Annotated in this window: 35 protein-coding genes and 1 pseudogene; 19 read left to right on the top strand and 17 right to left on the bottom strand. The window is 49.5% G+C overall.

Annotated features, from left to right (window positions below; genetic code table 11):
* Window positions 1-438 precede the first annotated feature (438 nt).
* From IEV89_RS05925 to IEV89_RS05880, 10 genes are all read right to left on the bottom strand, one after another.
* Entirely contained in the window at window positions 439-678 is a 240-nt protein-coding gene (locus IEV89_RS05925) for a DUF4060 family protein (protein WP_188471463.1), read from the bottom strand.
* Window positions 679-743: 65 nt separating this feature from the next.
* Window positions 744-989 carry a hypothetical protein gene (locus IEV89_RS05920; RefSeq protein WP_188471461.1) on the bottom strand — a complete coding sequence of 82 codons (246 nt, stop codon included), beginning with the start codon at window positions 987-989 and terminating at the stop codon, window positions 744-746.
* Between the two features lie 694 nt (window positions 990-1683).
* Window positions 1684-2187, bottom strand: coding sequence for a helix-turn-helix domain-containing protein (locus tag IEV89_RS05915; protein ID WP_188471459.1), 504 nt, complete (start codon window positions 2185-2187; stop codon window positions 1684-1686).
* A complete protein-coding gene (locus tag IEV89_RS05910; protein ID WP_188471457.1) occupies window positions 2174-2359 on the bottom strand; it encodes a hypothetical protein in 186 nt (61 codons plus the stop codon). Before IEV89_RS05910 ends, IEV89_RS05915 begins: the two co-directional genes overlap by 14 nt.
* Before the next feature lie 32 nt (window positions 2360-2391).
* Window positions 2392-3093, bottom strand: coding sequence for a single stranded DNA-binding domain-containing protein (locus tag IEV89_RS05905; protein ID WP_188471456.1), 702 nt, complete (start codon window positions 3091-3093; stop codon window positions 2392-2394).
* Window positions 3093-3776 carry a DEAD/DEAH box helicase family protein gene (locus IEV89_RS05900; RefSeq protein WP_188471454.1) on the bottom strand — a complete coding sequence of 228 codons (684 nt, stop codon included), beginning with the start codon at window positions 3774-3776 and terminating at the stop codon, window positions 3093-3095. Before IEV89_RS05900 ends, IEV89_RS05905 begins: the two co-directional genes overlap by 1 nt.
* Window positions 3776-4444 (bottom strand): exodeoxyribonuclease X, encoded by a 669-nt coding sequence (gene exoX / locus IEV89_RS05895; RefSeq protein ID WP_188471452.1) that lies wholly within the window; start codon window positions 4442-4444, stop codon window positions 3776-3778. The genes IEV89_RS05900 and exoX overlap by 1 nt, the downstream gene beginning before the upstream one ends.
* Complete coding sequence (locus IEV89_RS05890) at window positions 4431-4604, bottom strand: hypothetical protein (protein WP_188471449.1); 174 nt, start codon at window positions 4602-4604, stop codon at window positions 4431-4433. The genes exoX and IEV89_RS05890 overlap by 14 nt, the downstream gene beginning before the upstream one ends.
* A gap of 148 nt (window positions 4605-4752) precedes the next feature.
* The gene (locus tag IEV89_RS05885; RefSeq protein ID WP_188471448.1) at window positions 4753-5139 is read right to left on the bottom strand and encodes a hypothetical protein; all 387 of its coding nucleotides are present in this window, start codon (window positions 5137-5139) and stop codon (window positions 4753-4755) included.
* A 350-nt stretch (window positions 5140-5489) separates the two neighbouring features.
* The gene (locus tag IEV89_RS05880; RefSeq protein WP_188471446.1) at window positions 5490-5696 is read right to left on the bottom strand and encodes a hypothetical protein; all 207 of its coding nucleotides are present in this window, start codon (window positions 5694-5696) and stop codon (window positions 5490-5492) included.
* Window positions 5697-5706: 10 nt separating this feature from the next.
* On the opposite strand from IEV89_RS05880, the gene IEV89_RS05875 reads away from it, so the two are divergent.
* The gene (locus IEV89_RS05875; protein WP_188471445.1) at window positions 5707-5898 is read left to right on the top strand and encodes a hypothetical protein; all 192 of its coding nucleotides are present in this window, start codon (window positions 5707-5709) and stop codon (window positions 5896-5898) included.
* On the opposite strand, the gene IEV89_RS05870 is transcribed toward IEV89_RS05875, so the two are convergent.
* Window positions 5895-6092 (bottom strand): hypothetical protein, encoded by a 198-nt coding sequence (locus IEV89_RS05870; RefSeq protein ID WP_188471443.1) that lies wholly within the window; start codon window positions 6090-6092, stop codon window positions 5895-5897. The genes IEV89_RS05875 and IEV89_RS05870 overlap by 4 nt on opposite strands.
* A 366-nt stretch (window positions 6093-6458) precedes the next feature.
* Between IEV89_RS05870 and IEV89_RS05865 the strand changes: the two genes are divergently transcribed.
* On the top strand, window positions 6459-6845 hold the full coding sequence (locus IEV89_RS05865) for a hypothetical protein (RefSeq protein ID WP_188471441.1): 387 nt from the start codon (window positions 6459-6461) through the stop codon (window positions 6843-6845).
* 36 nt (window positions 6846-6881) lie between these two features.
* On the opposite strand, the gene IEV89_RS05860 is transcribed toward IEV89_RS05865, so the two are convergent.
* Both IEV89_RS05860 and IEV89_RS05855 read right to left on the bottom strand, forming a co-directional pair.
* Complete coding sequence (locus IEV89_RS05860) at window positions 6882-7643, bottom strand: KilA-N domain-containing protein (protein ID WP_188471439.1); 762 nt, start codon at window positions 7641-7643, stop codon at window positions 6882-6884.
* A 148-nt stretch (window positions 7644-7791) separates the two neighbouring features.
* Window positions 7792-8478, bottom strand: a complete 687-nt coding sequence (locus IEV89_RS05855; RefSeq protein WP_229746395.1) for a LexA family protein — start codon at window positions 8476-8478, stop codon at window positions 7792-7794.
* Between the two features lie 116 nt (window positions 8479-8594).
* On the opposite strand from IEV89_RS05855, the gene IEV89_RS05850 reads away from it, so the two are divergent.
* From IEV89_RS05850 to IEV89_RS05805, 10 genes are all read left to right on the top strand, one after another.
* Complete coding sequence (locus tag IEV89_RS05850; protein WP_188471437.1) at window positions 8595-8849, top strand: transcriptional regulator; 255 nt, start codon at window positions 8595-8597, stop codon at window positions 8847-8849.
* Window positions 8850-8938: 89 nt separating this feature from the next.
* Window positions 8939-9259, top strand: a complete 321-nt coding sequence (locus tag IEV89_RS05845; protein WP_373283359.1) for a CII family transcriptional regulator — start codon at window positions 8939-8941, stop codon at window positions 9257-9259.
* A gap of 10 nt (window positions 9260-9269) precedes the next feature.
* Window positions 9270-9521, top strand: coding sequence for a hypothetical protein (locus IEV89_RS05840; protein ID WP_188471435.1), 252 nt, complete (start codon window positions 9270-9272; stop codon window positions 9519-9521).
* Window positions 9514-9867: a replication protein gene (locus IEV89_RS05835; protein WP_188471433.1), complete on the top strand. Its 354-nt coding sequence runs from the start codon at window positions 9514-9516 to the stop codon at window positions 9865-9867. The genes IEV89_RS05840 and IEV89_RS05835 overlap by 8 nt, the downstream gene beginning before the upstream one ends.
* A gap of 137 nt (window positions 9868-10004) precedes the next feature.
* Entirely contained in the window at window positions 10005-10424 is a 420-nt protein-coding gene (locus IEV89_RS05830) for a hypothetical protein (RefSeq protein WP_188471430.1), read from the top strand.
* Window positions 10425-10467: 43 nt separating this feature from the next.
* Entirely contained in the window at window positions 10468-11859 is a 1392-nt protein-coding gene (locus tag IEV89_RS05825; protein ID WP_188472384.1) for a replicative DNA helicase, read from the top strand.
* The gene (locus IEV89_RS05820) at window positions 11859-12281 is read left to right on the top strand and encodes a NinB/YbcN family protein (RefSeq protein ID WP_188471428.1); all 423 of its coding nucleotides are present in this window, start codon (window positions 11859-11861) and stop codon (window positions 12279-12281) included. The genes IEV89_RS05825 and IEV89_RS05820 overlap by 1 nt, the downstream gene beginning before the upstream one ends.
* Window positions 12281-12637 carry a RusA family crossover junction endodeoxyribonuclease gene (locus tag IEV89_RS05815; RefSeq protein ID WP_188471426.1) on the top strand — a complete coding sequence of 119 codons (357 nt, stop codon included), beginning with the start codon at window positions 12281-12283 and terminating at the stop codon, window positions 12635-12637. The genes IEV89_RS05820 and IEV89_RS05815 overlap by 1 nt, the downstream gene beginning before the upstream one ends.
* A complete protein-coding gene (locus tag IEV89_RS05810; protein WP_188471424.1) occupies window positions 12634-13317 on the top strand; it encodes an antitermination protein Q in 684 nt (227 codons plus the stop codon). Before IEV89_RS05815 ends, IEV89_RS05810 begins: the two co-directional genes overlap by 4 nt.
* A 266-nt stretch (window positions 13318-13583) precedes the next feature.
* A complete protein-coding gene (locus tag IEV89_RS05805) occupies window positions 13584-14624 on the top strand; it encodes a DNA-methyltransferase (RefSeq protein WP_188471422.1) in 1041 nt (346 codons plus the stop codon).
* 67 nt (window positions 14625-14691) lie between these two features.
* On the opposite strand, the gene IEV89_RS05800 is transcribed toward IEV89_RS05805, so the two are convergent.
* Entirely contained in the window at window positions 14692-14877 is a 186-nt protein-coding gene (locus IEV89_RS05800) for a ribbon-helix-helix domain-containing protein (protein WP_188471420.1), read from the bottom strand.
* Between the two features lie 59 nt (window positions 14878-14936).
* A complete protein-coding gene (locus tag IEV89_RS05795; protein ID WP_188470380.1) occupies window positions 14937-14996 on the bottom strand; it encodes a type I toxin-antitoxin system Ibs family toxin in 60 nt (19 codons plus the stop codon).
* 709 nt (window positions 14997-15705) lie between these two features.
* Between IEV89_RS05795 and IEV89_RS05790 the strand changes: the two genes are divergently transcribed.
* The 4 genes from IEV89_RS05790 to IEV89_RS05775 are packed head-to-tail and all read left to right on the top strand — an operon-like array spanning window position 15706 to window position 17236.
* Entirely contained in the window at window positions 15706-15975 is a 270-nt protein-coding gene (locus IEV89_RS05790; RefSeq protein ID WP_188471418.1) for a phage holin family protein, read from the top strand.
* A gap of 1 nt (window position 15976) precedes the next feature.
* Window positions 15977-16507 carry a lysozyme gene (locus IEV89_RS05785; RefSeq protein WP_229746394.1) on the top strand — a complete coding sequence of 177 codons (531 nt, stop codon included), beginning with the start codon at window positions 15977-15979 and terminating at the stop codon, window positions 16505-16507.
* Entirely contained in the window at window positions 16500-17006 is a 507-nt protein-coding gene (locus IEV89_RS05780; RefSeq protein ID WP_188471416.1) for a lysis protein, read from the top strand. Before IEV89_RS05785 ends, IEV89_RS05780 begins: the two co-directional genes overlap by 8 nt.
* An 8-nt stretch (window positions 17007-17014) precedes the next feature.
* Entirely contained in the window at window positions 17015-17236 is a 222-nt protein-coding gene (locus IEV89_RS05775) for a hypothetical protein (RefSeq protein WP_188471414.1), read from the top strand.
* An 11-nt stretch (window positions 17237-17247) separates the two neighbouring features.
* Here IEV89_RS05775 and IEV89_RS05770 read toward each other — a convergent pair whose 3' ends face one another.
* Window positions 17248-18279: an IS630 family transposase gene (locus IEV89_RS05770; RefSeq protein WP_188471412.1), complete on the bottom strand. Its 1032-nt coding sequence runs from the start codon at window positions 18277-18279 to the stop codon at window positions 17248-17250.
* Between the two features lie 134 nt (window positions 18280-18413).
* Between IEV89_RS05770 and IEV89_RS05765 the strand changes: the two genes are divergently transcribed.
* The 3 genes and pseudogenes from IEV89_RS05765 to IEV89_RS21645 form a co-directional block, all read left to right on the top strand.
* Entirely contained in the window at window positions 18414-18872 is a 459-nt protein-coding gene (locus IEV89_RS05765; RefSeq protein ID WP_188471410.1) for a GNAT family N-acetyltransferase, read from the top strand.
* Window positions 18873-19127: 255 nt separating this feature from the next.
* On the top strand, window positions 19128-19559 hold the full coding sequence (locus IEV89_RS05760; RefSeq protein WP_188471408.1) for a hypothetical protein: 432 nt from the start codon (window positions 19128-19130) through the stop codon (window positions 19557-19559).
* Between the two features lie 42 nt (window positions 19560-19601).
* Window positions 19602-19751 (top strand): annotated as a pseudogene (locus tag IEV89_RS21645) (terminase small subunit); the annotation flags it as partial.
* A gap of 330 nt (window positions 19752-20081) precedes the next feature.
* Here the strand turns inward: IEV89_RS21645 and IEV89_RS05750 are convergent.
* On the bottom strand, window positions 20082-20189 hold a 108-nt coding region (locus IEV89_RS05750), incomplete at its 5' end, for an integrase core domain-containing protein (protein WP_188471404.1).

Below are 20189 nucleotides of genomic sequence, written 5' to 3'. Positions count from 1 at the left end.
TGGCACCTGGCGCTTCGATCGGCTTGATGGAGTCCAGCAGCAATCTTGCCCGACCGTGCCCGCCGCCGCGCTGGCCGGTGTCGCGGTAGTAAAACTACGGGCCACGTCGTTGCGGTCATGTGTATTTTCACGCACTTCTGGCCGTCGTTACGCACGACGATAGCGGTTTGTGTTTTGGCTTTAGGCATGGTGATAGCCTCTATAGAAAGGGGAATGACCAGCCCTGAACGGGCTGGCGCCGCTCGCGCTAGAACGGAATGTCGTCGTCGAAATTGCCGGTATGCCACATCGCAAGTACCGCTCTGTCTGCGGCGATAGACCAGACTGGTAGGCGATTGATGTCTTCCAGAGTCATGGTGTTGTAATGAACTCCAGCGGCACCGTTGCTGATTTTGTTGCTTTACTGCCACGGCGGACCTACATAGATGAGCTGATACATCAGGCCGGTACCTCGCAAATTTTCGATAGTGAGCGATGGTGATTCATGACCGTGGCCACATAAGACGCTTTACGGTTCATCACCTCGATTGAATAGGTTCGGTCAGCGACGCTAACCTGGTACGTTTCGCAATTTTTAGATCGGGCGTAATCGCCGTATTTCTGCTGGTGGGCAGTGAGAGCAGCATCGGCCGCGCACTGTTCGGCAAGCGTGGGCTGGCCGCGAATGATGTGTCGCATGGCTTTCTCCAGGCATAAAAAAACCGCTATTAAGCGGCTTTGAAAGGAGTTAATTAGAAATTAATTTAAGAAGGGGTAGCCTTGAAAAAATATTCTCCGTTTTCCAATCCTTCAAAAATAAATCTACCCTCCCCAGTGCTTTTAAATCTGAACTTGAATGAATGTCCAATTAAACCATTGCATAGCATGAACATTCTTTGGTCTGTGATTATTAAACGATCAACAAATCCTTTTGAATTTTCTGAATATTTTGCATCCATATACCCCTTCAATAGGGCAGGGTCAATCATCTCTACCGCATCGATATTCATATTTTTTCTCAATGGTTAATCGAGTTTTTATTATACCATTTTAAAAATTTCTTCGTTGGTGCCTCATTATTTTTCAATTTCTCCATTAATTGCAGCGTAATGTTCAAGCTTATCTACGAGCATGACGACATCAACGCCTAGGGCTTTTCCGATTTACAGAAAAAGAACTGTCGTTTGGTTGGTTTCTCGGGTGATTGTTGAAATGCCTTCATATCCGTGTCCGAGCGATATTTTGCAGGTCATGCCGCAATGCGGGTCCAGATTTTCAAGCCCAGTGATTACCAGTTGCTTTAATTAGGAGGTCTCAATTTTCATGAATTTTCACCTACGCACAGGCCAGAGCGGTCCGTTCGTTAATGGAGCGGAAATTAATGATCGATCATCTAATTGATGAATCAGTGCGGTAACTTGATTTGGTAGTCGGCGCAGAAGTCCAGCACGTATAGGCATTCAGCCGGGCTTTCGGTTTCGTTAATTACATCGCAGCCATCGGAGTGAAGGCAGTTGCAGCCCTGACAGGTGAGGCGGTTTTCGAAGCAGTTTTTCGCCATGTGGTAGCCGTTACATCTGCCGCCGGTGAACCTGTGAGGGAAATCATAAGAGGGACATCGGCAAGTAACTTGCCTGCCGTCCCAATAGGCGCTCACGCCGCCCATGACTAATGAAACTGGGGGCTCTTTCATGGATGGTCTCCCTATAAAAGCTTCGCATTTCTCATTATTGTGGGGTAAGGACGGTCTAAAACTGCGGCAATGCGCTTAAGCGACAGGCGTCCCCGTGATTTCTGGATAAAGGCCCTATCTTCATCTGAGAGATGGAAGCTGCCGTGACCACCGCGAATATTTCGACGCTTTGGTCCTGCGATACATGTCGTTAAATCAATCTGGGCGCTGAGTGCTGGCATGCTGAGTTGAATGAACGTGACGGTCATCAATTCTGAAAGTTTGGCGAGGCGGCCATTGATCATTAATTCAGTCCACTCTTCCCAGTTTTGAACTACGGCACGCCATTCGCGGGAATACATGGCCATTCTCTTAAGCTCAGTTGCCAGTAGCGGGAAGTCTTTCAGCATGTTGTAGCAGTTGCTGAACTCCCTGGCGTTGAGCGGGTGAACGTTAGGGAATGGGCAGGTCAATATCCCTTGGCTTAGCACCCATGACATGAACATTGCTGCTGAATAGCTGTTAGTTCGCATCATCTTTTTCCTGTTTTAGCTTCGCCCGTCGTTCTATCTCGTCGAGCGTGTCGAGATAAAGCCAGCCCGGACGCCGGACTGGCTTACCTGCTTTCAACCCTTCGAACTGGGCGACGGCATACTCGACGGCCTCCGCTTTTGTTTTGCATTGGTGGTTGTCAGCGTATTTTTTCATTGCCAGCGCTTACGCCCGGACGGGCGGGTGGGTCAGAAGGGGATGTCGTCGTCGAAGTCTGGAACCTGCTGCTGAGGTACGTTGTTTTGGCGATTAGCTGCGGCTTGCTGCAGGCGTGAGGTCTGCGTCTGATTAGCCTGCTGTGCGTAAGGGTTGGCCGGTGGTTGGCCGCTGGTTGTGCGCTGACCAGTAGCGGCGGCATTCGGATCCCGCTCATCACGATCTTTCAATAGGGCGACTAACTTATCGACTGCTTCAGGTGGGGAGCTTTCCGCGTGCTCAGCGTAGGTTTTACGCGTGCCACATTTGAATACCTGGCGGATCTCCATTTTGTAGCCTTCGCCGCCGTCGTTCTTGGTATAGAGCGTTTTTTGCAGAACAAGACCAGCGGGTTTACCTTCCAACGCTTGGTTATGCCATTCAGGACCATCAGGCCCCTGGATTTGAATAGGTGCGGCTTCTTTAATGCCCGCAGACCAGAGTAGCGCGGAGATAAGGCCCATACCGAAGGTAGGCTCGCCATCGCGGCCGAGGAAGTTGATGCGCAGGTAATTTGCTTTCGCGCCGTGAGAATCGAAGCTGATTTCCAGCCCCTGCGACTGGCTGCCATCTTTACCGAAGGTGTAAATAGCGGAGGTGATGACGCCTTCGTAGGCACCATTCTCGGAAATACCCATGCCTGCGCCAGCTTTCTTAGCGGCTTCTGCGTCGAATTTAAAACTCATTGGTTGCATCAGATTGTTGCTCCTAAAGAATCAGACATGAAGTCGCAGATCGCGACGTCCACAGCTTTGAGGTCATTGTCCATTTCGGACAGGTCAGGGAATAAATCGGGTGGTGCTTTGGCGGTATCGTTGTCGTCACCCTTGATCAGAAAGACGTGCTTGCCGTCCTTCTTAATGGCGCGCAGAACGATGGAGAAGTACCCCTCCGGTGTCAGCTTTTCGTTGAGCATCTTCCCAGCGGTCTTCATGCGGATTTTGCCTTCGCTCTCTTCTGTGTGAGCCAGAAAGTAAACACGAACGTCGTCCGGCAGCTGCGTGGCCGCCGTGATGATCCGCCAGACGTGATCCGCCATTTCAGTGAACTTGGTGTAGCCCGTTTGGTAGGCGCGCATCATGTTTTCGTGCTGCATCACCACCTGGAAGTCATCGATGATGAGCACCTTCCGCGTTTTTGACAGAACCATGCGCTGGATTTTGTCCTGCACTTCGTTCCAGTCGTCGGTTCGAAACACGTTCCCGCGCTGGGCCACGCCGTCGGCATCAGGCTGGCCGTTGATGCGCCAGCCTTTCGAGCGGAACGGGAGAAGTTTGGGGATGCATTGGATCAGAAGGCATTCTTCTGGCACAAAGTTGCGCAGGCTGTACGACTTACCCGCGCCGGAGTCCCCGAGTATCAATACTGGAGTACCCATCAGAACATTGCTCCCATGGCTTGCTTAACAGTGAACGCCAGATCCTCAGATACATCTGACTGGCCGAGCAGCCAGCGGAAGTAACCGGCATCAATGGCGGCGATATCGACAAAGGTTTTTCCTTTGTGCTTGCCGAACGGCATCACGTGGAGCAGAGACGGGCTATTTGTGATTTCCCGCATCTGCGAAATTGTCCAGCGCGCCTCTTTATTCATCCGCAGCAGAATCGCAGCGGTGACGTAGCAGTCATAAAGCGCGCGGTGAGGGTAGAGGCCCTCAGGCACGTAAGGGTTGATGTCCTTTGCGTAACGTAAGTACTGGTTACCGTGACCGCCTTCCGGCCAGAGCTTTCTGGACAGTTTCAACGTGCAAATCCATGGTCCGGCGATCATTGGCAGTTTTTCACGGTCGAATGCGGCGTTGTGCGCAACGTAGACGTCAGCACCGAGATACTTATCAATCACAGCGTCGAGCGGCGGCGCGTCTGCGACCATTTCCTCTGTGATGTGATGGATTGCCATAGCCTCAAAACTGATAGGCTCAGAAGGCCGTACAAAGTCGCTGGTGGGGTTACAAATTTCACCGTTTACGATGTCTACACTGGCGATTTCAACAATGCCGCCCTCGAACGAAGTTGTTTCCGTGTCGATCACTCTAAATGTGAGCATGCTGATTTCCTGCGTCGGTTTGGGCATCAAGAATTGCCTCAATGTGAGCCAGTCGAATAGCTAGTCGTTCAAGGCTTGCCGGAGATATGCGTCGGGCGACGCACAGTGAGAGGATCAGGTCCTCGGTTACCTGCGCCTCATCGGGCGCGTTTTGAGTCATTGGCATACTGCATCGGCCAATAACAGGACAACCGTTACGATCAGAAGCATCGCAGCAGGGAACCAGAACCCGCGAGCTGTCAGTGGGTGCCAGTTGCGGACGTCCTCACCAGTCAGCTTGTGACGGTACTGCACCTTTTTTGCTGTGTTCATTTCCATGATGTCTTACCTCTGGCGCCGCGCATCGTTGGTGCCGGTTTTGTGCGTTTCTGCATCTGCAACATGTAGGCGCAAAGACCTTCTTTGCAGACGGTGTGAGTTTTCGAACCGCGATACTGCTCAACAACTATCAGCTGTAAATCGGCCGGCAGCCGGAACTTGCCGCAGTAGTCGCACATCTGTGACTCGACATGTTCAGTCGCTGAGGCGCAGATAATGGCTTCAGCAAACTGGCGTGGCGTGCCTGCCTGGTCGGTATAGAAAACGGTATCAGCGCGGCATTCATTGAACGTCACTAACTGACGGCCAATTCGCAGCGGTGTACCTGGCGGTAGCGCGGCGAGGCGTTCTCTCGATAACTTGGGGATAATCTGCATAGCAGCTCCTTTTTTGGCCCATGACAAAACGCCCGCGGTGAATGGCAGGCTTCTTTGCGATGGATGAAAAAAAGCCCTCGAGGAGAGGGCAAACACACAGCATGGAGAGTTGTTAGAGAGTCGTGCGGCTGGAGTCGAACCAGATCCGGGGTAGGGAACCCCGCGCATTGCCTTTTATGCTACCGACACAACGGCCATGCCCACTCACCTGTATCCACGGATACGCACGAACAATGAGTAAGGGAATGAATGGGCATGCCGTTGTGTGCTGGGATGATGCCCAGCTATCCACCGCCTTTACTTTTAAGCCCAATGAACTGCTGCGGTACTCCGGGCTTTATTGCCGTTATTTATTGAGGGAGTGATGGGATGAATGGGAATTTCGCGGCATTGCCAAAACGGTTCTTAATGATGACGTTTTTGTAAATCATGACCTCTGCATCAAGAGATGCCTTATCGACATTTTCTTTTAAAGCGCCGGACCCGATCGTAACATTGGGGTTTTGGAAATCGTCGTCCTCAAGAAATAAGACGGTTAAATTTTTTACTTCGTACATGGAAACCTCGATGGAAAATTCTGATCCTCACCAGAAATTAGCCCAAGAATTGACACTCGCCTTTTTGAGCACTCAAAAAGGGCTAGATACACCTAATCTGTTCTTCTGGAAGTACGATGAGGTTTACCCAGAATTTTATTGGCTGGTCAGCAATAAATATGGTGAATTGCGGAAGAAAAACCCGCCCAGAACAGACTTCTAACGGTTCTTAAAAAACAGCTCATACGCATCTTTTATCGGCATGTCGAGCATCTGTGTTTTCCCGTTGTTCAATACAAGCAGGGTGAACTCACCTTGCTGTTCAGTTTTTTTCGCTATCAGATAACTGATTGATGAATGCGGAATTACCAATAATTCATTCGTTTCATCATCTTCAATAAGAAGCATGTTTTTCAATCTATCCTCCTACCTTTACGTTGTGACAATGGTCTTGCCAAAGCCCCCGAGATTCAGGGGCAGTGGTAAAAACACTTCTTCCTTAAAGAGCTAATTTTCGGTCGATCCCTCTCGGGGCCGGAAGTGATTACATCGCTCACCTCATCGCGTGCTGCTTAGTTGGCGTCCTGCCGTCTTGATGGAGTGACTTTATCTAAATGATAAATTATTGGCAATAGCAAAATGATAAATTTCTTAATCGGTAAAATTATCTTTATGATTAATTTGATAATTTATTTTTGATTTTCTTCAGACGTAACTCATCACACCTAGCAAAAATCAGAGGTACGGACGTAAGATTGAGTGAGTTTTGTAAGGAGGGCGCGAATGGAACTACAGGAATGGTTGGGCAAGTTGAAGGGGCTTTCGAGCGAGCAGTTAATCAAAACCCATTTTGGATTGCAGGAAAAAATCAAGAAACACTACAAGCTAAGGGGGGAGGGTAATAACCTGAAGAAAGCGATAAGCCTCTGCGAGCAGCAAATAGCTATGGCTCCTTTAGTTATAAAGGCTATGCGCGATAAGCACCATGAAGATCTGAAAGTGCTGAGTGAAATAAATCGAAATATTAGTGAGCCTGATATATCAGATGAATTCTACGCTCCGGCGCACCATGGATATCGTCAACTATGCGTGATCTTAAGAAAATTAAAGCAGTTTGAAAGAGTGGCAGAGTTGGAAGTTAAGCGAAATGCAGAGGGATGGTCTAAATGACAGGCACAAAAAACCCGGCGACGTGGCCGGGTGGATTCACTTGCTCAGATCAGGAAGAAGTATTCTTTCAATGAGTGTTAAAGCTTTGGCATCGCGTTCGCTAAAGTACTTAGGAGCATGTTTCGGTAACCAGACTGAGTTAAAGTGTTCTTTAAAGTCAGCTAGATATTCGTTTGGATACAATCTTGCTGGGAATTTTCTACCATCAGGATATTCATGTTCGTAATTAGGGAAGCTTTTAGGTTCTACGCCTCGGTTATCCCTTAACCATTGAGAAAATACGCGGCCTTGGGATATGTCCGGAACCATTTTTTCAGGAAGTGTATAACCAGCTTGTTCTAAGGGGGCTACTAAGTTGAACGTTAATTCATTTAGGATTGAGAAATGAGTGTGCGGAATTCTTGGCCTGTTAACCATGTACCTTTTCAAATGTACCGGTAATTCTGTTGGCCCCCTCCCGCCGGTCATCCATTCTCTTACCCATCTGGATATTTGAACAGCAAATCTCGGTGATAGCCACTGCGCCAAATTAATAGCAATATCAGGGTGTACCCAAGTTCCCTGATTTTCCAGCCTTCCTCCGGTAAATGATTGAATTAATTCCGTTATGGGAATTCCCATATCGGAAGACAACTCGTTCAAAAATGCTCCGGTCGTTTTCAACCTTGTATAGTCAGCAAATAATTTACCTGCTGATTTACACATTGAAGTGGCGTTTATGTATCCATCTTTTGCTCGAAGATGAATAACATTCCCTTCAATTTCATGTGCTATCAATGCTAAAGGAAATTGCTCCATGTTTTTCTCCAACCCACCTGGCTAAACGTATAAGCGCCCCGATCTTTGCCAGGTGCACGGATGCTGTATATAACCCACCGGCAAACGCCGTAAAACCTTCAGCCGCATCTCTGCGACCTCTCACCCGAAAGCCTTTTCAGACCAATGGCTAGGGGATGTGTTCCCACTTAACATCCACCACAACGCCGATTATCTTGCAGTTACCGTTGACAATCGTCGGCGGGTGATGGGGATTCAATGCTTTGAGGTACTTGCGACCAGCATCGACCATGAACTGCTTGAATGTGGCTTCGTTTTCGTTTTCAAGTTTCGCAACGACCAACTTACCGCTTACAGCTTCTTTGCCCGGATCAACCAGGATGATCACCCCTTCGGGCACGGTAAAGCCTACCGGTGATGTCATTGAATCACCTTTTACTCGAAGCCAAAAAGAACCCTCACTAGCGTCTACGGTCGTTTCGGGCCAAACTTCAATTTCTTCTTTTCTATATGGCTCGACCGCCTCCAACCAGCTTCCTGCGCTTACCCAGCTGATTAGTGGGAAATTTCCCTTATTTTCTCTGACGCCAATGTAAGAGATATTATTTTTATTTTCAGGAATTTCAGTTCTTAGCGAGTCTAGCCAACCAGTTTGAAGTCCAAGAGAATCCTCAATTTTCCTCGCCAAGTTTCCGCCAATATTTCGAAAGTTTTTCTCTCCCGTTAACTGACTAAGTTGAGCTGGTGCAAGCCCGCACAACTCTGCAAATTCAGCTCGAGTTGATCCCGGGTTCTTATCGAGATGGGTTTTCAAAAGGGCTGCAAGATTTGCTCGCCGAATATCTTTAGTTTCCATATATCAATCTTCACATTATTTAGCAATGCGATAAATATGCAAAATGATAAATACAAGTTGCAGTAAATTTATCATAAAGATAAACTTGCCTCTAATTCAATCATGAGGACAAGACCATGAGTAACGATTTGCTCCGATGGAGAAAGGAAGCCAGCTCTGATGAATGGTCAAGGCTAGCCCTCCTGGCAAATACCTCTGTTGGTTACCTTGACCAGATTGCTTACGGGTTTCGCCGTGCTTCACCGGGAAAGGCGAAACAGATTGAAGCAGCAACACAAGAGTTTTTGACTATCCCGCCCGTAACCAAAGAGAACTTGGTATTCGCCGCTGTGCGTGCTTCAGCCTCGTGGGTGCAGGCTATTAATAATTAGTATCTCACGGAACGCAAAGCTATTAGTCCAGAGCCAGGCCATGCGGTCTGAATTTGAAAGCGCATTAATAAACAACAAGGAGATGATAAGTGGAAACAACTGCAACAACACGCAATTCAGAGATGCCGAAACTCAAGCCTCGTGAAATGGAGCTGCTTGTTTTGAGGCAGTTACAACTGCATGGGCAGAAGCCTATTGCTGATCAACTCGGGATTGATGAATCGACCATTAGTCGCTGGAAGCAGGGGCATATAGAGCAGTTCTGCAAGTTCCTTGCAGCGCTGGGTATTCAGTTGGCGCCACCCGAGGCCGTGCTGGTCCGTCGGGATTATCTGTTCTCAATGGAAACCCTGGCTGAGATCGGGATGAAGGCTGAGCGCATGCGCCCGGAACCCATCGGATTTAATTGAGGGCGTGGGGATGGGGTATTTCGAACCAAAAGAAAAGCCGCACTGCGCGAACAGTACGGCCATCACTTCTTTAAAAACCACTGAGGTTTTATCCATTATGCACAAGAACAAGCGTTCAGCGCAACCAGCAAGAGAAGTTACTCGCTATGACTTTGTCAGACCTGCTGACCCCATCGGGGCGGCCCCTAAAGCTTTCCAGAAACGCCTTGCAGCCGAGTGGCGCAAGGTGCTGGCGCAACATGAGGTCAAGGCAGATGAATAGCACGGCTGAAATCCTTCAATTTCGCGCTAAAGAACAGCGTGAGGAGCGTCGCGTGGCTGATACCGAAGATGGGTATTTCCGGCTGGCAAATATGCTCTTAGAAGAATACGCAGGCGCTGATTTAACCAAGCGTCAATTCAAAGTGCTGCTGGCCGTTTTAAGGCTGACTTATGGCTGGAATAAAAAAATGGACCGGATCAGCGATTCGCAAATTTCTGAGATAGCACGGCTACCTGTGAAGCGCTGCAACGAAGCAAAACTTCAACTGGTTGAAATGAATGTTCTTCTTCAGCAAGGGCGCCAGTTTGGTCCTAACAAAAACGTCTCTTTATTCCAAAGACAGTAAAAACAGATCCCCCTAAAGCCCCCGAGGGGCAAAACGGGAAGGCGTTTTCAGAACAGGTTCTGGCAGAAGCAAAACAGGCTCTGGAGTATTACAACGAACTCACCGATGGCAGTTGCCGTTCTGCTGAACCCTTCGCCGTGCTGCTGACTGAAACCAAGTCTCGCAACGCCTACACCCTGCAAGACCTGCAGTTGGTCGTTCGCTGGGTAGTGATGTCGTGGAAGCGCCGAAATAACACCGTGGCGAAGCCTGCCAACATCTGCCGCGTGAGCCGGTTTGAAGCTACCTGTCAGACGCCACGCTGTGGCAGAAAACCTTTGTCGATATCGACTGTCAGGCTGTCATCGATGCCTACAACGAAGTTACAGCAGGTCATCTGGCACCAGCAGAGCTGTATCGCGACCGTGAAATTGCTATCCGCGAACTGGCCGGTTACCTCGCTAAAAAAACACCTCAGGGATTCAGGGCATATTTCGCTGCATTTCTGGCAAATGCGCGCCAATTCCATTACGGCGGGGCGGACGGAGCGGGTTTTCGCGCCAATTTTGATTACCTGATCAAACCGGAGACGCTGCGCAAGGTACGGGAGGGGACGCTGTGATTAATACGGATATCGAAGCGAGCGTGGTCGGTGGGCTGTTGCTAAACGGCTATACCCCAGACGCGGCGGATGTGCTGGCCACTCTCAGCCATGAGGCTTTCTCTGTGCCGTTCTATCGTGAAACGTACAAAGAAATTAAGCGCCAGGCCAACAATCGCGGCCTGATCGACAGCTTGCTGGTGGCCGAGGCAATGGGAAATGACCAGTTCGCTAACGTTATGGAAACCATGCGGCAATGCCCGTCCGCGGCAAATCTGAAAGGCTATGCGCGCATCGTCGGCGAGTTTTCTCAGATCCGTCAGTTCTCCCAGCTGATGGAAACCTATTATGACCAGATCACCGGCGCGAATAACCATGAGCGGGCGATTGATACCATTCAGGAATTTGTCAGCCAGGTGATGAGCATCAACCGGCCGGCGGATGAGGTTCAGCCCGTTCACATCGATGAGCTGATGGGCTCATATGCCGAATTGCTCGAGCATCGCCTCCTGAACGGCGAGGAGTCGGACACACTGAAAACCGGCATTCCTGAGTTGGATGAAATCACCGGTGGCCTGAACAACGAGGATCTGATCATCGTTGCGGCGCGTCCTGGTATGGGCAAAACCGAGTTTGCTTTGACCGTGGCCGAAGGCGTGGCGGAAAGCACCATTCGCATCGGGGAAGAGGAAATCCCACGCGGCGTGTTGATTTTCAGCATGGAAATGAGCGCGCAGCAGGTCATAGAGCGTCAGTTGGCTGGCGCTGCCAACATGCCTGTTTCCTCACTGCGTAAGCCGTCACGGATGGACGACGAGGATTGGGCGCGCATATCGATGGGCATTAAGCGCCTCTCTGGCCTGCAGGTGTGGGTGGTTGATGCGTCGAAACTGACCATTGAGCAGATCCGGGCGATTGCTGAACGGCACAAACGGAAATATTCAAATCTATCACTCATCCTGTGCGACTACCTCGGCCTGATCGAGAAGCCGCGCGCTGAACGAAACGATCTGGCCATCGCCCACATATCCGGCGGCATGAAACGTATGGCGAAAGACCTGAAGACGCCGGTGATGTCTCTCAGCCAGCTGTCCCGTGACGTGGAGAAACGGCCGAAAGGCCAGAAGCGGCCGGTTAACTCTGACCTCCGCGACGGTGGGAGCATCGAGCAGGACGCCGATGGGATTTATATGCTTTACCGTGAAGGGGTGTATGACCCGGAAAGTCCTGCCGCGCCGTTCGCTGAAATCATTGTGACCAAGAACCGTTTTGGTGAGCTCGGTACCGTTTACCAGCAATTCAAAAACGGCCACTTCAAGCCAACGGATCAGGCGCACGCTGCCGAGATGTGCAAACAGCGCCAGTCATCGCCAGCAGCTGCAGGCCGACGCTATGGGAAGGAGGATTTTTGATGGATGACTTCTGCTTGCACGAAACCACTAAGGCGCAGCTCTGGCCTGTGCTGAAGGAGCTTGTCTCATCTGGTAAGCGCTATCGCGTCAGCATCAAAGAGTGGCATGACAAACGTTCACTCAGCCAGAACGCGCTGCTCTGGAAATGGAACGGTGAAATCGCTGGCCAAGTGGCGAAAGCCGGAAAGGGCACGTTCACGGGTGAGCAGTTGCACGAATACCTGAAAGAGATTTACTGCCCGCCAAAGGCGATCACGGTAATGGGCGAAACCCGGTACGTGAAATCAACCAAGTTGCTCGATACCGGTGAAATGACTATGTACCTCGAGCAAGTCGATGCCTGGGCGCATCAGCGCGGTTTCCGGCTGACCATTCCGGCGCGCTGTGAATACCAGCAACTTAGAGCACAACAGGGAGCCTGATGAAAACCTACGCGATAACGCCCATTCCAAAGCCTCGAATGACGCAGAGAGACCGCTGGAAACAGCGGCCGCCTGTGCTGCGTTATCGCGCGTTCTGTGACGAGGTGCGACTCAATAAGATTTCACTGCCTGATTGCGGCTGGCACGTCACGTTTGTTTTGCCGATGCCCGCCAGCTGGAGCAAAAAGAAAAAGACAGAAATGGCTGGCAAGCCTCACCAGCAGAAGCCAGACAAAGACAATCTGGAAAAAGCATTGCTTGATGCGATTTTCGAAGACGACTGCCGGATCTGGGACGGCCGTGTCTCAAAGGTTTGGGGTGAAACCGGTCAGATAATTATTGGAGAAACAGCATGAATCTCGAAGCAGCTATAAAGCATTTTTCACCGAAAAGTCTGATGATCAGTGACTCATCGCGCGCGACAGCATCTGCTGCCCTGACCGGTACCGATGTGATGGCTGCTCTGGGTATGGCGCAGGCACGCGCTGAACTGGGATTTGCTCTGTTCTTCGCAAAACACATGAAAGACCGGCAGAGCAGGGATAAGGCCGTGAAGCTGCTGGCGCAGATCGCCATGAAGATAGCGCCTGTGACGATCGGGAAAGTGGCTGGCCGACGTATGGCGCAGGCCATGCTGGTCCTCTGTGGTCAGGCGGTGGAAGTTTATTGCCGTACGGCAGATGATCCTCACGCGCGCTGCCCGCAATGCAAGGGCCGCCGGAAAGTCGCTGCCATTGCGCTGGCGAACGGCGGGGGAGTCGTTTGCGATTATGCCTTGATGGGGTTTGCAGAGGAGCAATTCAGCGAGCCTGATGAACGTGAATGTCCGCGTTGCCATGGCACTGGCTTGAAAGCCTCCCCGTCATCGCGCGCCTATCGGGCGGTAAATGCATTGCTGCCTGAGTTGCCTCAGCGCACATGGTCGCTGAATTGGAAACCTTTATACGAAGAGCTGATCAGCCGCTGTGAGGCCGAGGAATCCCAAGCAGATGCGCAGTTCATGAGAATCACTCGCGGCGATACGATGGCCGCATAATTTGCATTTATCGTCAATTTTAGCGACGTGTTAGTTGCATTCTTGCCAAAATTGTAATAGATTTCTCCTAATGATGGGGTTTTAATAACCCAATGATTTTAAGCCTCGGCACTCGCCGGGGCTTTTTTGTTTGTGGAATGGGCGGCGTACAGGATGCTGATACATCCTGCACGCCATTCGCCCGTTACTTGGTCACGAGCGAACCGAGGCCCATTGCTGATGTGCACACAGCAAATGGAGCCTATCAAAAAGGGCGTCTCTGATCTATGAAAAACACTGTTAATTTAAACAGTATAAATTTAATTTGTGCTGACTCACTCCAATACATCAAAACCTTGCCGGATGACTGCATTGACCTGATAGCAACGGATCCCCCGTATTTCAGGGTTAAGTCATATAAGTGGGACAATCAGTGGCCAGATGAATCAGCTTACATTGCCTGGCTTGATGAAATGTTAGCTGAGTTCGGGCGAGTATTGAAACCCGCTGGCAGCCTGTATGTGTTTTGCGGATCACGGTTAGCGGCTGACACCGAGCTGCTTATGCGTGAGCGCTTTAAAATCCTCAATCACATCATCTGGGCCAAGCCTTCCGGTCCTTGGAACAGGCAACACAAAGAAGACTTGAGGGCATATTTCCCGGCCACTGAGCGGATCCTCTTCGCGGAACATTACAGCGGGCCGTATAGAGGCAAAGCTTCAAGCTATTACGCAAAGTGCCAGGAACAGCGCAAGAATACCCTCAAACCGCTGGTCGACTATTTTAGCAATGCCCGGAAAGCGTTGGGGATCACGTCGAACGATATTCACCAGGCTACCGGTAAACAGATGGCATCGCACTGGTTCAGTGAAAGCCAGTGGCAGTTACCCAGCGAGAAGGACTACTTGGCGCTTCAGGGGTTATTTGAGCGTATAGCGCGGGAAAAACATGTCCGGCAAGAGTTGGCCCTTCCTCACCATCAGTTGAATGAGGAATATCATTCCTTATCTCGGCAGTATGCGGAGCTGGTGGAAGAACATAAGCGATTGCGCCGACCATTCACCGTTTCGTCAGCAGTGCCGTTTACCGACGTATGGACCTATAAGTCAGTTCCTTATTACGTGGGCAAGCATCCATGCGAAAAGCCTGCAGAGATGATGAGAGATATCATCAACGCCAGCAGTAGACCGGGAGACGTAGTGGCTGATTTTTTCATGGGGTCAGGTTCCACGATAAAAGAAGCTATTAAGCTTGGCCGTTTCGCGTTGGGTGTGGAGTTGGAAAAAGAACGATACAACCAAACGTGGCGAGAAATTTACGGTAAATGAAAAGCATAATAAGAAGCCCCGATCATCACTGGTCAGGCAAATCCCTTTGCCATGCCATGTACCAGCATTACTTTTTCAGACTTTCAGCGAATAGCTCGACAGCTTTTGATATCACTGCTGATTGTGGTGTTCCCGTCTCTTTAGACAATGCCTCTATCAGCTCAATAGTTGATACTGGTAGCTTGTATGATTTTGCGCGAACACCGCGCTTATCGTCGCTTTTCTGCTGAATGTCGACTCTTGACTGTGCCATGAAAAACTCCTAAATTTGTGGTTAGGGTGGAGGGGATTTCTCCCCTCCTTCTGACTGTCTTAGTAAGCGGCGAAACTTACAACTAAGAGAACAATCAGAATGATGATTAACTTCATCATAACCCTTTCCTCATACTGGCCTCGCTTCGGTGAGGCCTTTACTGTTTCAGCGTCTTGCTGATGCAATCATTATAGGTGTTCCTACTTATTTAAGTAAACACCATTTCACTGAAAAAAGTAAAAATATCAAATTATTAGGCTCACTTAGGTGGGCCTTTTTTATGCCCTCGATTCGTGTAGGGCAGCAACAGCGATAAGGTTTCTTCGTTTCAACGTCCGATGATTGCATCACCCTGATACCAGGAACCGCAACTCATTACTTGTCCGTTTGATATCGAACAACTGCGGTAGCTACCCTCTCGCATAATGGCGGCTGATCCCTGATACCATCCTCTGCAACTGGTTACTTGCCCATTACTTATAGTGCATTCGTGATAAGAGCCATCAGCTTGTAGCACCGGTTCAGAGCCTGACTGAGCCCAGCCGGCACAGCTCATTACCGATCCGTTAGCCACTCTGCAATTTTCATAGGCAGCTGCGCTTGAGAAGCTGGCTAACATTAGTGCCACAAAGATAATTTTCTTCATTTGATATCCATATATTGATTATTAACGTCAATATAAATGACTTATGTAAGGCTGCCAAATTGGCGGCCTTTTCTCGTTTTGGCGGCCAGTTAATCAGCAAACCACTCATCCTTTCGCAAACGGACTGCGCCGCTAAATTCCTCTCGACTACGCACCCAACCGGATGACCGGAGGGGGAGACTATGAAAATGGACGAAAAATACAGTAACGCTACATACGGTGGTGCTGGAATTACGGCCTTCTTTGCAAGCTTATCCCTTCAGGATTGGGGCTTTATCGCTGGCGTGCTCATAGGGGCGCTCTTTACTGCTTTGACGTATTTCCTGAATCGTCGCGAACAGATGAAGCGTACCCGGATACTCCAAGAAATCGCCGATAAGGTCGATGCGAAAAACCCATCAGCAACCGCTCAGGTAGTTAACGACCTCTCTCAGAAAACCAGCGAGGTCTGATGTGGCAAACCTAAAGACGAAACTTAGCGCAGCCATGCTGGCGCTGATTGCTGCAGGTGCTTCAGCTCCAACCATGATGGCTCAGTTTCAGAAAGAAAAAGAAGGTATCAGGCTGATTGCTTATCCGGATCAGGGCGGTGTATGGACAATATGTGGTGGTGTGACGCGAGTTAATAATCAGCCAGTCGTTAAGGGCATGAAATTGACGCAGACACAGTGCGACGCCATTGACAAGGTAGAGCAAGCCAAAGCGCTGGCGTGGGTTGATAAAAACATTCACATCCTGCTGACAGCCCCACAGAAAGTCGGGATCGCGTCATTCTGTCCTTGGAACATAGGTCCCGGCAAATGCTTTCCCTCGACGTTCTACCGCAAAATTAACGCAGGTGACCGCCTCGGGGCGTGCGCGGAAATTAAGCGATGGATCTGGGACGGCGGGAAGGATTGCCGAATTCGGTCGAATAACTGCTCAGGCCAAGTCATCCGGCGTGATCAGGAAAGTGAACTGACATGCTGGGGGCTGGATGAATAACAACTTTTCGATTGCACTGGCTTTCATCGCGGGTCTGGCACTGGCCTGGTGGATTGAAGGCATGCGCTGGGATACTGACGTGGCCACTCTGAAACAGTCCCACACCGCAGAGCTGAGGAAGATCAGCGATCAGGCCTTGATTGACCTGACCAATCAGAAGAAACGCACCGAAGCGGCACAGGTTGCGCTGGCGGCGCTTGATGCCAAGCACACAAAGGAATTAGCAGATGAACAGGCCGAAAATGAGAAGTTGCGCGCTGATGTCGCTTCTGGTGCTCGCCGGGTGCGCATCGCAGCAGCAAATCTCGCCACCAGTCAGCTCATCAGGAACAGCACTTCCGGCACCTGCGGCGTGGGCGATGCAGCACAAGTCGAACTCTCTGGCGCTGGTGGACGGGCTGTTCTCGATCTCCGAGCCAGCGCCATCAAAGACGACCAAGTGATCCAGTACCTTCAGGGCTACATCACGGATGTGGTGAAGCAGTGCAAACTCAAATAGGTGGAGCGATGGACGTTAAGAATTTAAGCCAGGCGCACGGTTTGTTGCAGAAGATAGGCGAACTTAAGCGTGAGCATGACATTGTTGCTGCTGGCGGCGGGTTAGGGGTAACGGTTCAGTCGCAGTATCAGGACAATGAATTTGTCAATGCTATTCGCCCTCACTTATTAGCCGAGCTCAATAAGCGTATTCAGGCCAAGCAGGATCACCTTAAACAGCTAAATAAGTGATCCTAATACCGCTACACTTTTGTCAGTCCATGTTTTCCACCAGGGAACGGACTGACGGTATCCATAAAGTGACGGACTTTTTTCAACAATTGCCACATTGAGCGGCACTGGTGATTACGGGTAATAGTTTCGTGCAATGCCAGCCACAGGCGTTCAACATGATTCACCCATGGTGAGTAAACCGGCTGGTAAATCACCCTGAACTTCGGGTTCTCTTTTAGCCAGCCCAGTGTTTTACGACTTTTATGGATGATGTAGTTATCAACGATGAGCGTGATCGTTTTTGCCCGCCTGTAAGTCGCCTTCAGATGTTGCAACAGGCTGATAAAAAGCCATGAACTCTTGCTGCTGCCTCCCACATAGCTGACTCTGCCCGTGCCACTGTGCAGTGCGCCTGCCAGATAGTATTTTTCATTCTGACCCGGCGTTATCACGCGTTTTTGTTGACCCCGTAGTTGCCAGTCTGCGCCGGTTTTAGGATTAAGATGGATGTCCACCTCGTCTTCGTAAAACACAGGGTGATCCTGGCTGCACTGTGCCAGTGCCTCGTTTATCGTCGCCAGTTTTTCATCTTTGTGCGGATCACGGATACGCAGTGTGGGGGCAGCTCTGCGCCATACCAGACCAGCAGCGGGCAGCCAGCGACGAACCGTAGAGGAATGTAACGGACATCCGGTTATATCCCTGATTTTTATCGCCAGCAGTTCCGTGCTCCAGCGTGAACGCTGATAACCAAAATCGCCCGGAGAATATTTTACAAGTTCACGCAGCAGTGCAGAGATATGTTCAAACGGCCAGCGGCGGCCACGCCCTGCGGGTAAGGATTTCAGGCCTTCCACACCATATAACGTAAACCAGTTAATCCATCGCCCCACGGATGAGCGGGCGCAACAGAGTGTTCTGGCAACATGGCTGACACTGTCGCCCCGGTGCAGCATCAGCATGGCGGTCAGTCTGCGGGCATGGTTTTTATCCTTTGTTCTGTGAATAGTTTTCTGCATCATGCATCGTTCAGTACGGGAAATGAAAGCTATAATTGGCATTGCTCAGTCCGGCTGGTGATTTGGAGTCTCTGACGATTGGTCAGATCCCGCAACCGGGACTGAGTTCCTGAAAAAATACGCTACTGCCTGAATATGGGCAGCCATATAAGCAAACTCACAGGAGCGGTGCTGGAATGCAAAACATCAGGGTTGAACGTCTTTCATCAGTAACTGAGACTCTGGTTTCCGATTTGACGAATTTACTGTCTGAGCTGTCAGAAACAGCATCAGATCTGGAAATCCATGTTCTTAAAGGAATTATTAACTCTGAACCGGTACAAATATTTGTGGCTTATGACGATGCAATACCAGCACCAGCGGGTATGTTGACATTAGTTTGCGTAACACTGCTGTCGGGTAAGAAGTGTATTATTGAAGACGTGATTGTCGGTACCCGGTTCAGACGAAGAGGGATCGCCTCTGAATTACTTCATTCTGCTATTGTTTACTCACGTACCTACGGAGCACGTTATATTGATCTGACGTCCCGTTCAGAACGTGTAGCAGCAAATGAGCTTTATAAAAAGACAGGCTTCATCAAACGGCAGACTAATGTGTACAGACGAATATTGCTGGAAAAGCTGGATCTTTGATTGTCGTTTAAACACTTCAATATTGAGGGGTACCTTCAATTTGGTGTAAGTTCCGGAAGTGATCTACTATTAGGAACAATTATTTAGGTGTGATATTTGCGGGGCAGTGAAATATAGACAAATCGAGGATCAGAAAGATAAAAAATCATATAAACAATTAATTTTTTAAGTCCCTCTAAAAAATGAGGGATTACGCTGTTTTGAGCGTTGCTAACACGGTAACCTGTGTATTCAATAATATACAAGGAGTTTGATATGCCGTGCTTTGTTACACACTCCGTTATAAACGGCGAGGATACAGTCCAAAATCGTGACCTTGCTGTAAAAAAAGGCCTTGCAATGTCCCATCAACTTGCTAAGAAAATTGGTGGAGAAATCTTAGTTATTGTTCCTAACATCCAGCATTTGGAAAATGGCCATGTCCTCAGCGCACTTGGCGATGCCTTTGCTAAACAGCTCAAGAAAACAGCGCCATTCGATATCCAGGGAATCACAATAAGCCGAACCTCAAAGATACCTTCTCATGTGGGAGCAGAGACAGTAGTTTGGATGCTTTGGCCTAGCTTAGTTACAGCAGAGTCTGTAAGTAAAGCATGTCAAGGAACAATAAACATTGTGGCTACTGAATGGGTTCCTTTTGATGAACTTCATCGCTGGAGATTGGACAATAAGGCCAAATCTTTCTGATAAATCTAAGCCGCCTACGGGCGGTTTTTTTATGGAGTAAATATGGCAAAACCGGATTGGGGGGCCATTCAGAAACAGTTCCTCGCCGACCATGCCATAACGAACATATCCCCCAAAGACTGGTGTGAGGCGAAGGGTATAAACTACGCCACGGCGCGCCGTTACGTCAAAAAACCATCCTCTGATGTTTCTGCTGGTCGTAAGCGGCTGCAAATCAATGCAACATGTCAGCGAACGGACAAATCCCCCGGCACCGTCAGCCTGGATAATGGCAATAATCGACATCAGTACAAAGCAAATAGAAGGGTTGTAGGAATACATTACCAACATTTGTCTGAGATAAAATAGTGTTCCTCAGGACTTTTCCTTCCTAGAGCATCGACAACTTCAATGAAGAAATGATGAAAGGGGTAGAGTTAGCTGAGAAGTTTGCAAAAGTATTAACATGAAGTGATTATCAAGCGTCATTAACGTGGGCTTGATAGTAATGCGTAACAGGTAGAACTGTAGTCCCTCCGGTTTTTAGTACCACCGCCAATGAGGATCTCCGGCCAGTTTTTGCCTCGCATAGATAACGGGTGGCATATCACCGAGTGAGCTATGCGGACGTTCTTCGTTATATTCTGCGCG

Source organism: Hafnia psychrotolerans (assembly GCF_014639435.1).
GTDB lineage: Bacteria > Pseudomonadota > Gammaproteobacteria > Enterobacterales > Enterobacteriaceae > Ewingella > Ewingella psychrotolerans.
The sequence above is the reverse complement of the archived record's forward strand: the minus strand, read 5'-3'. Positions and strand labels throughout refer to the sequence as shown.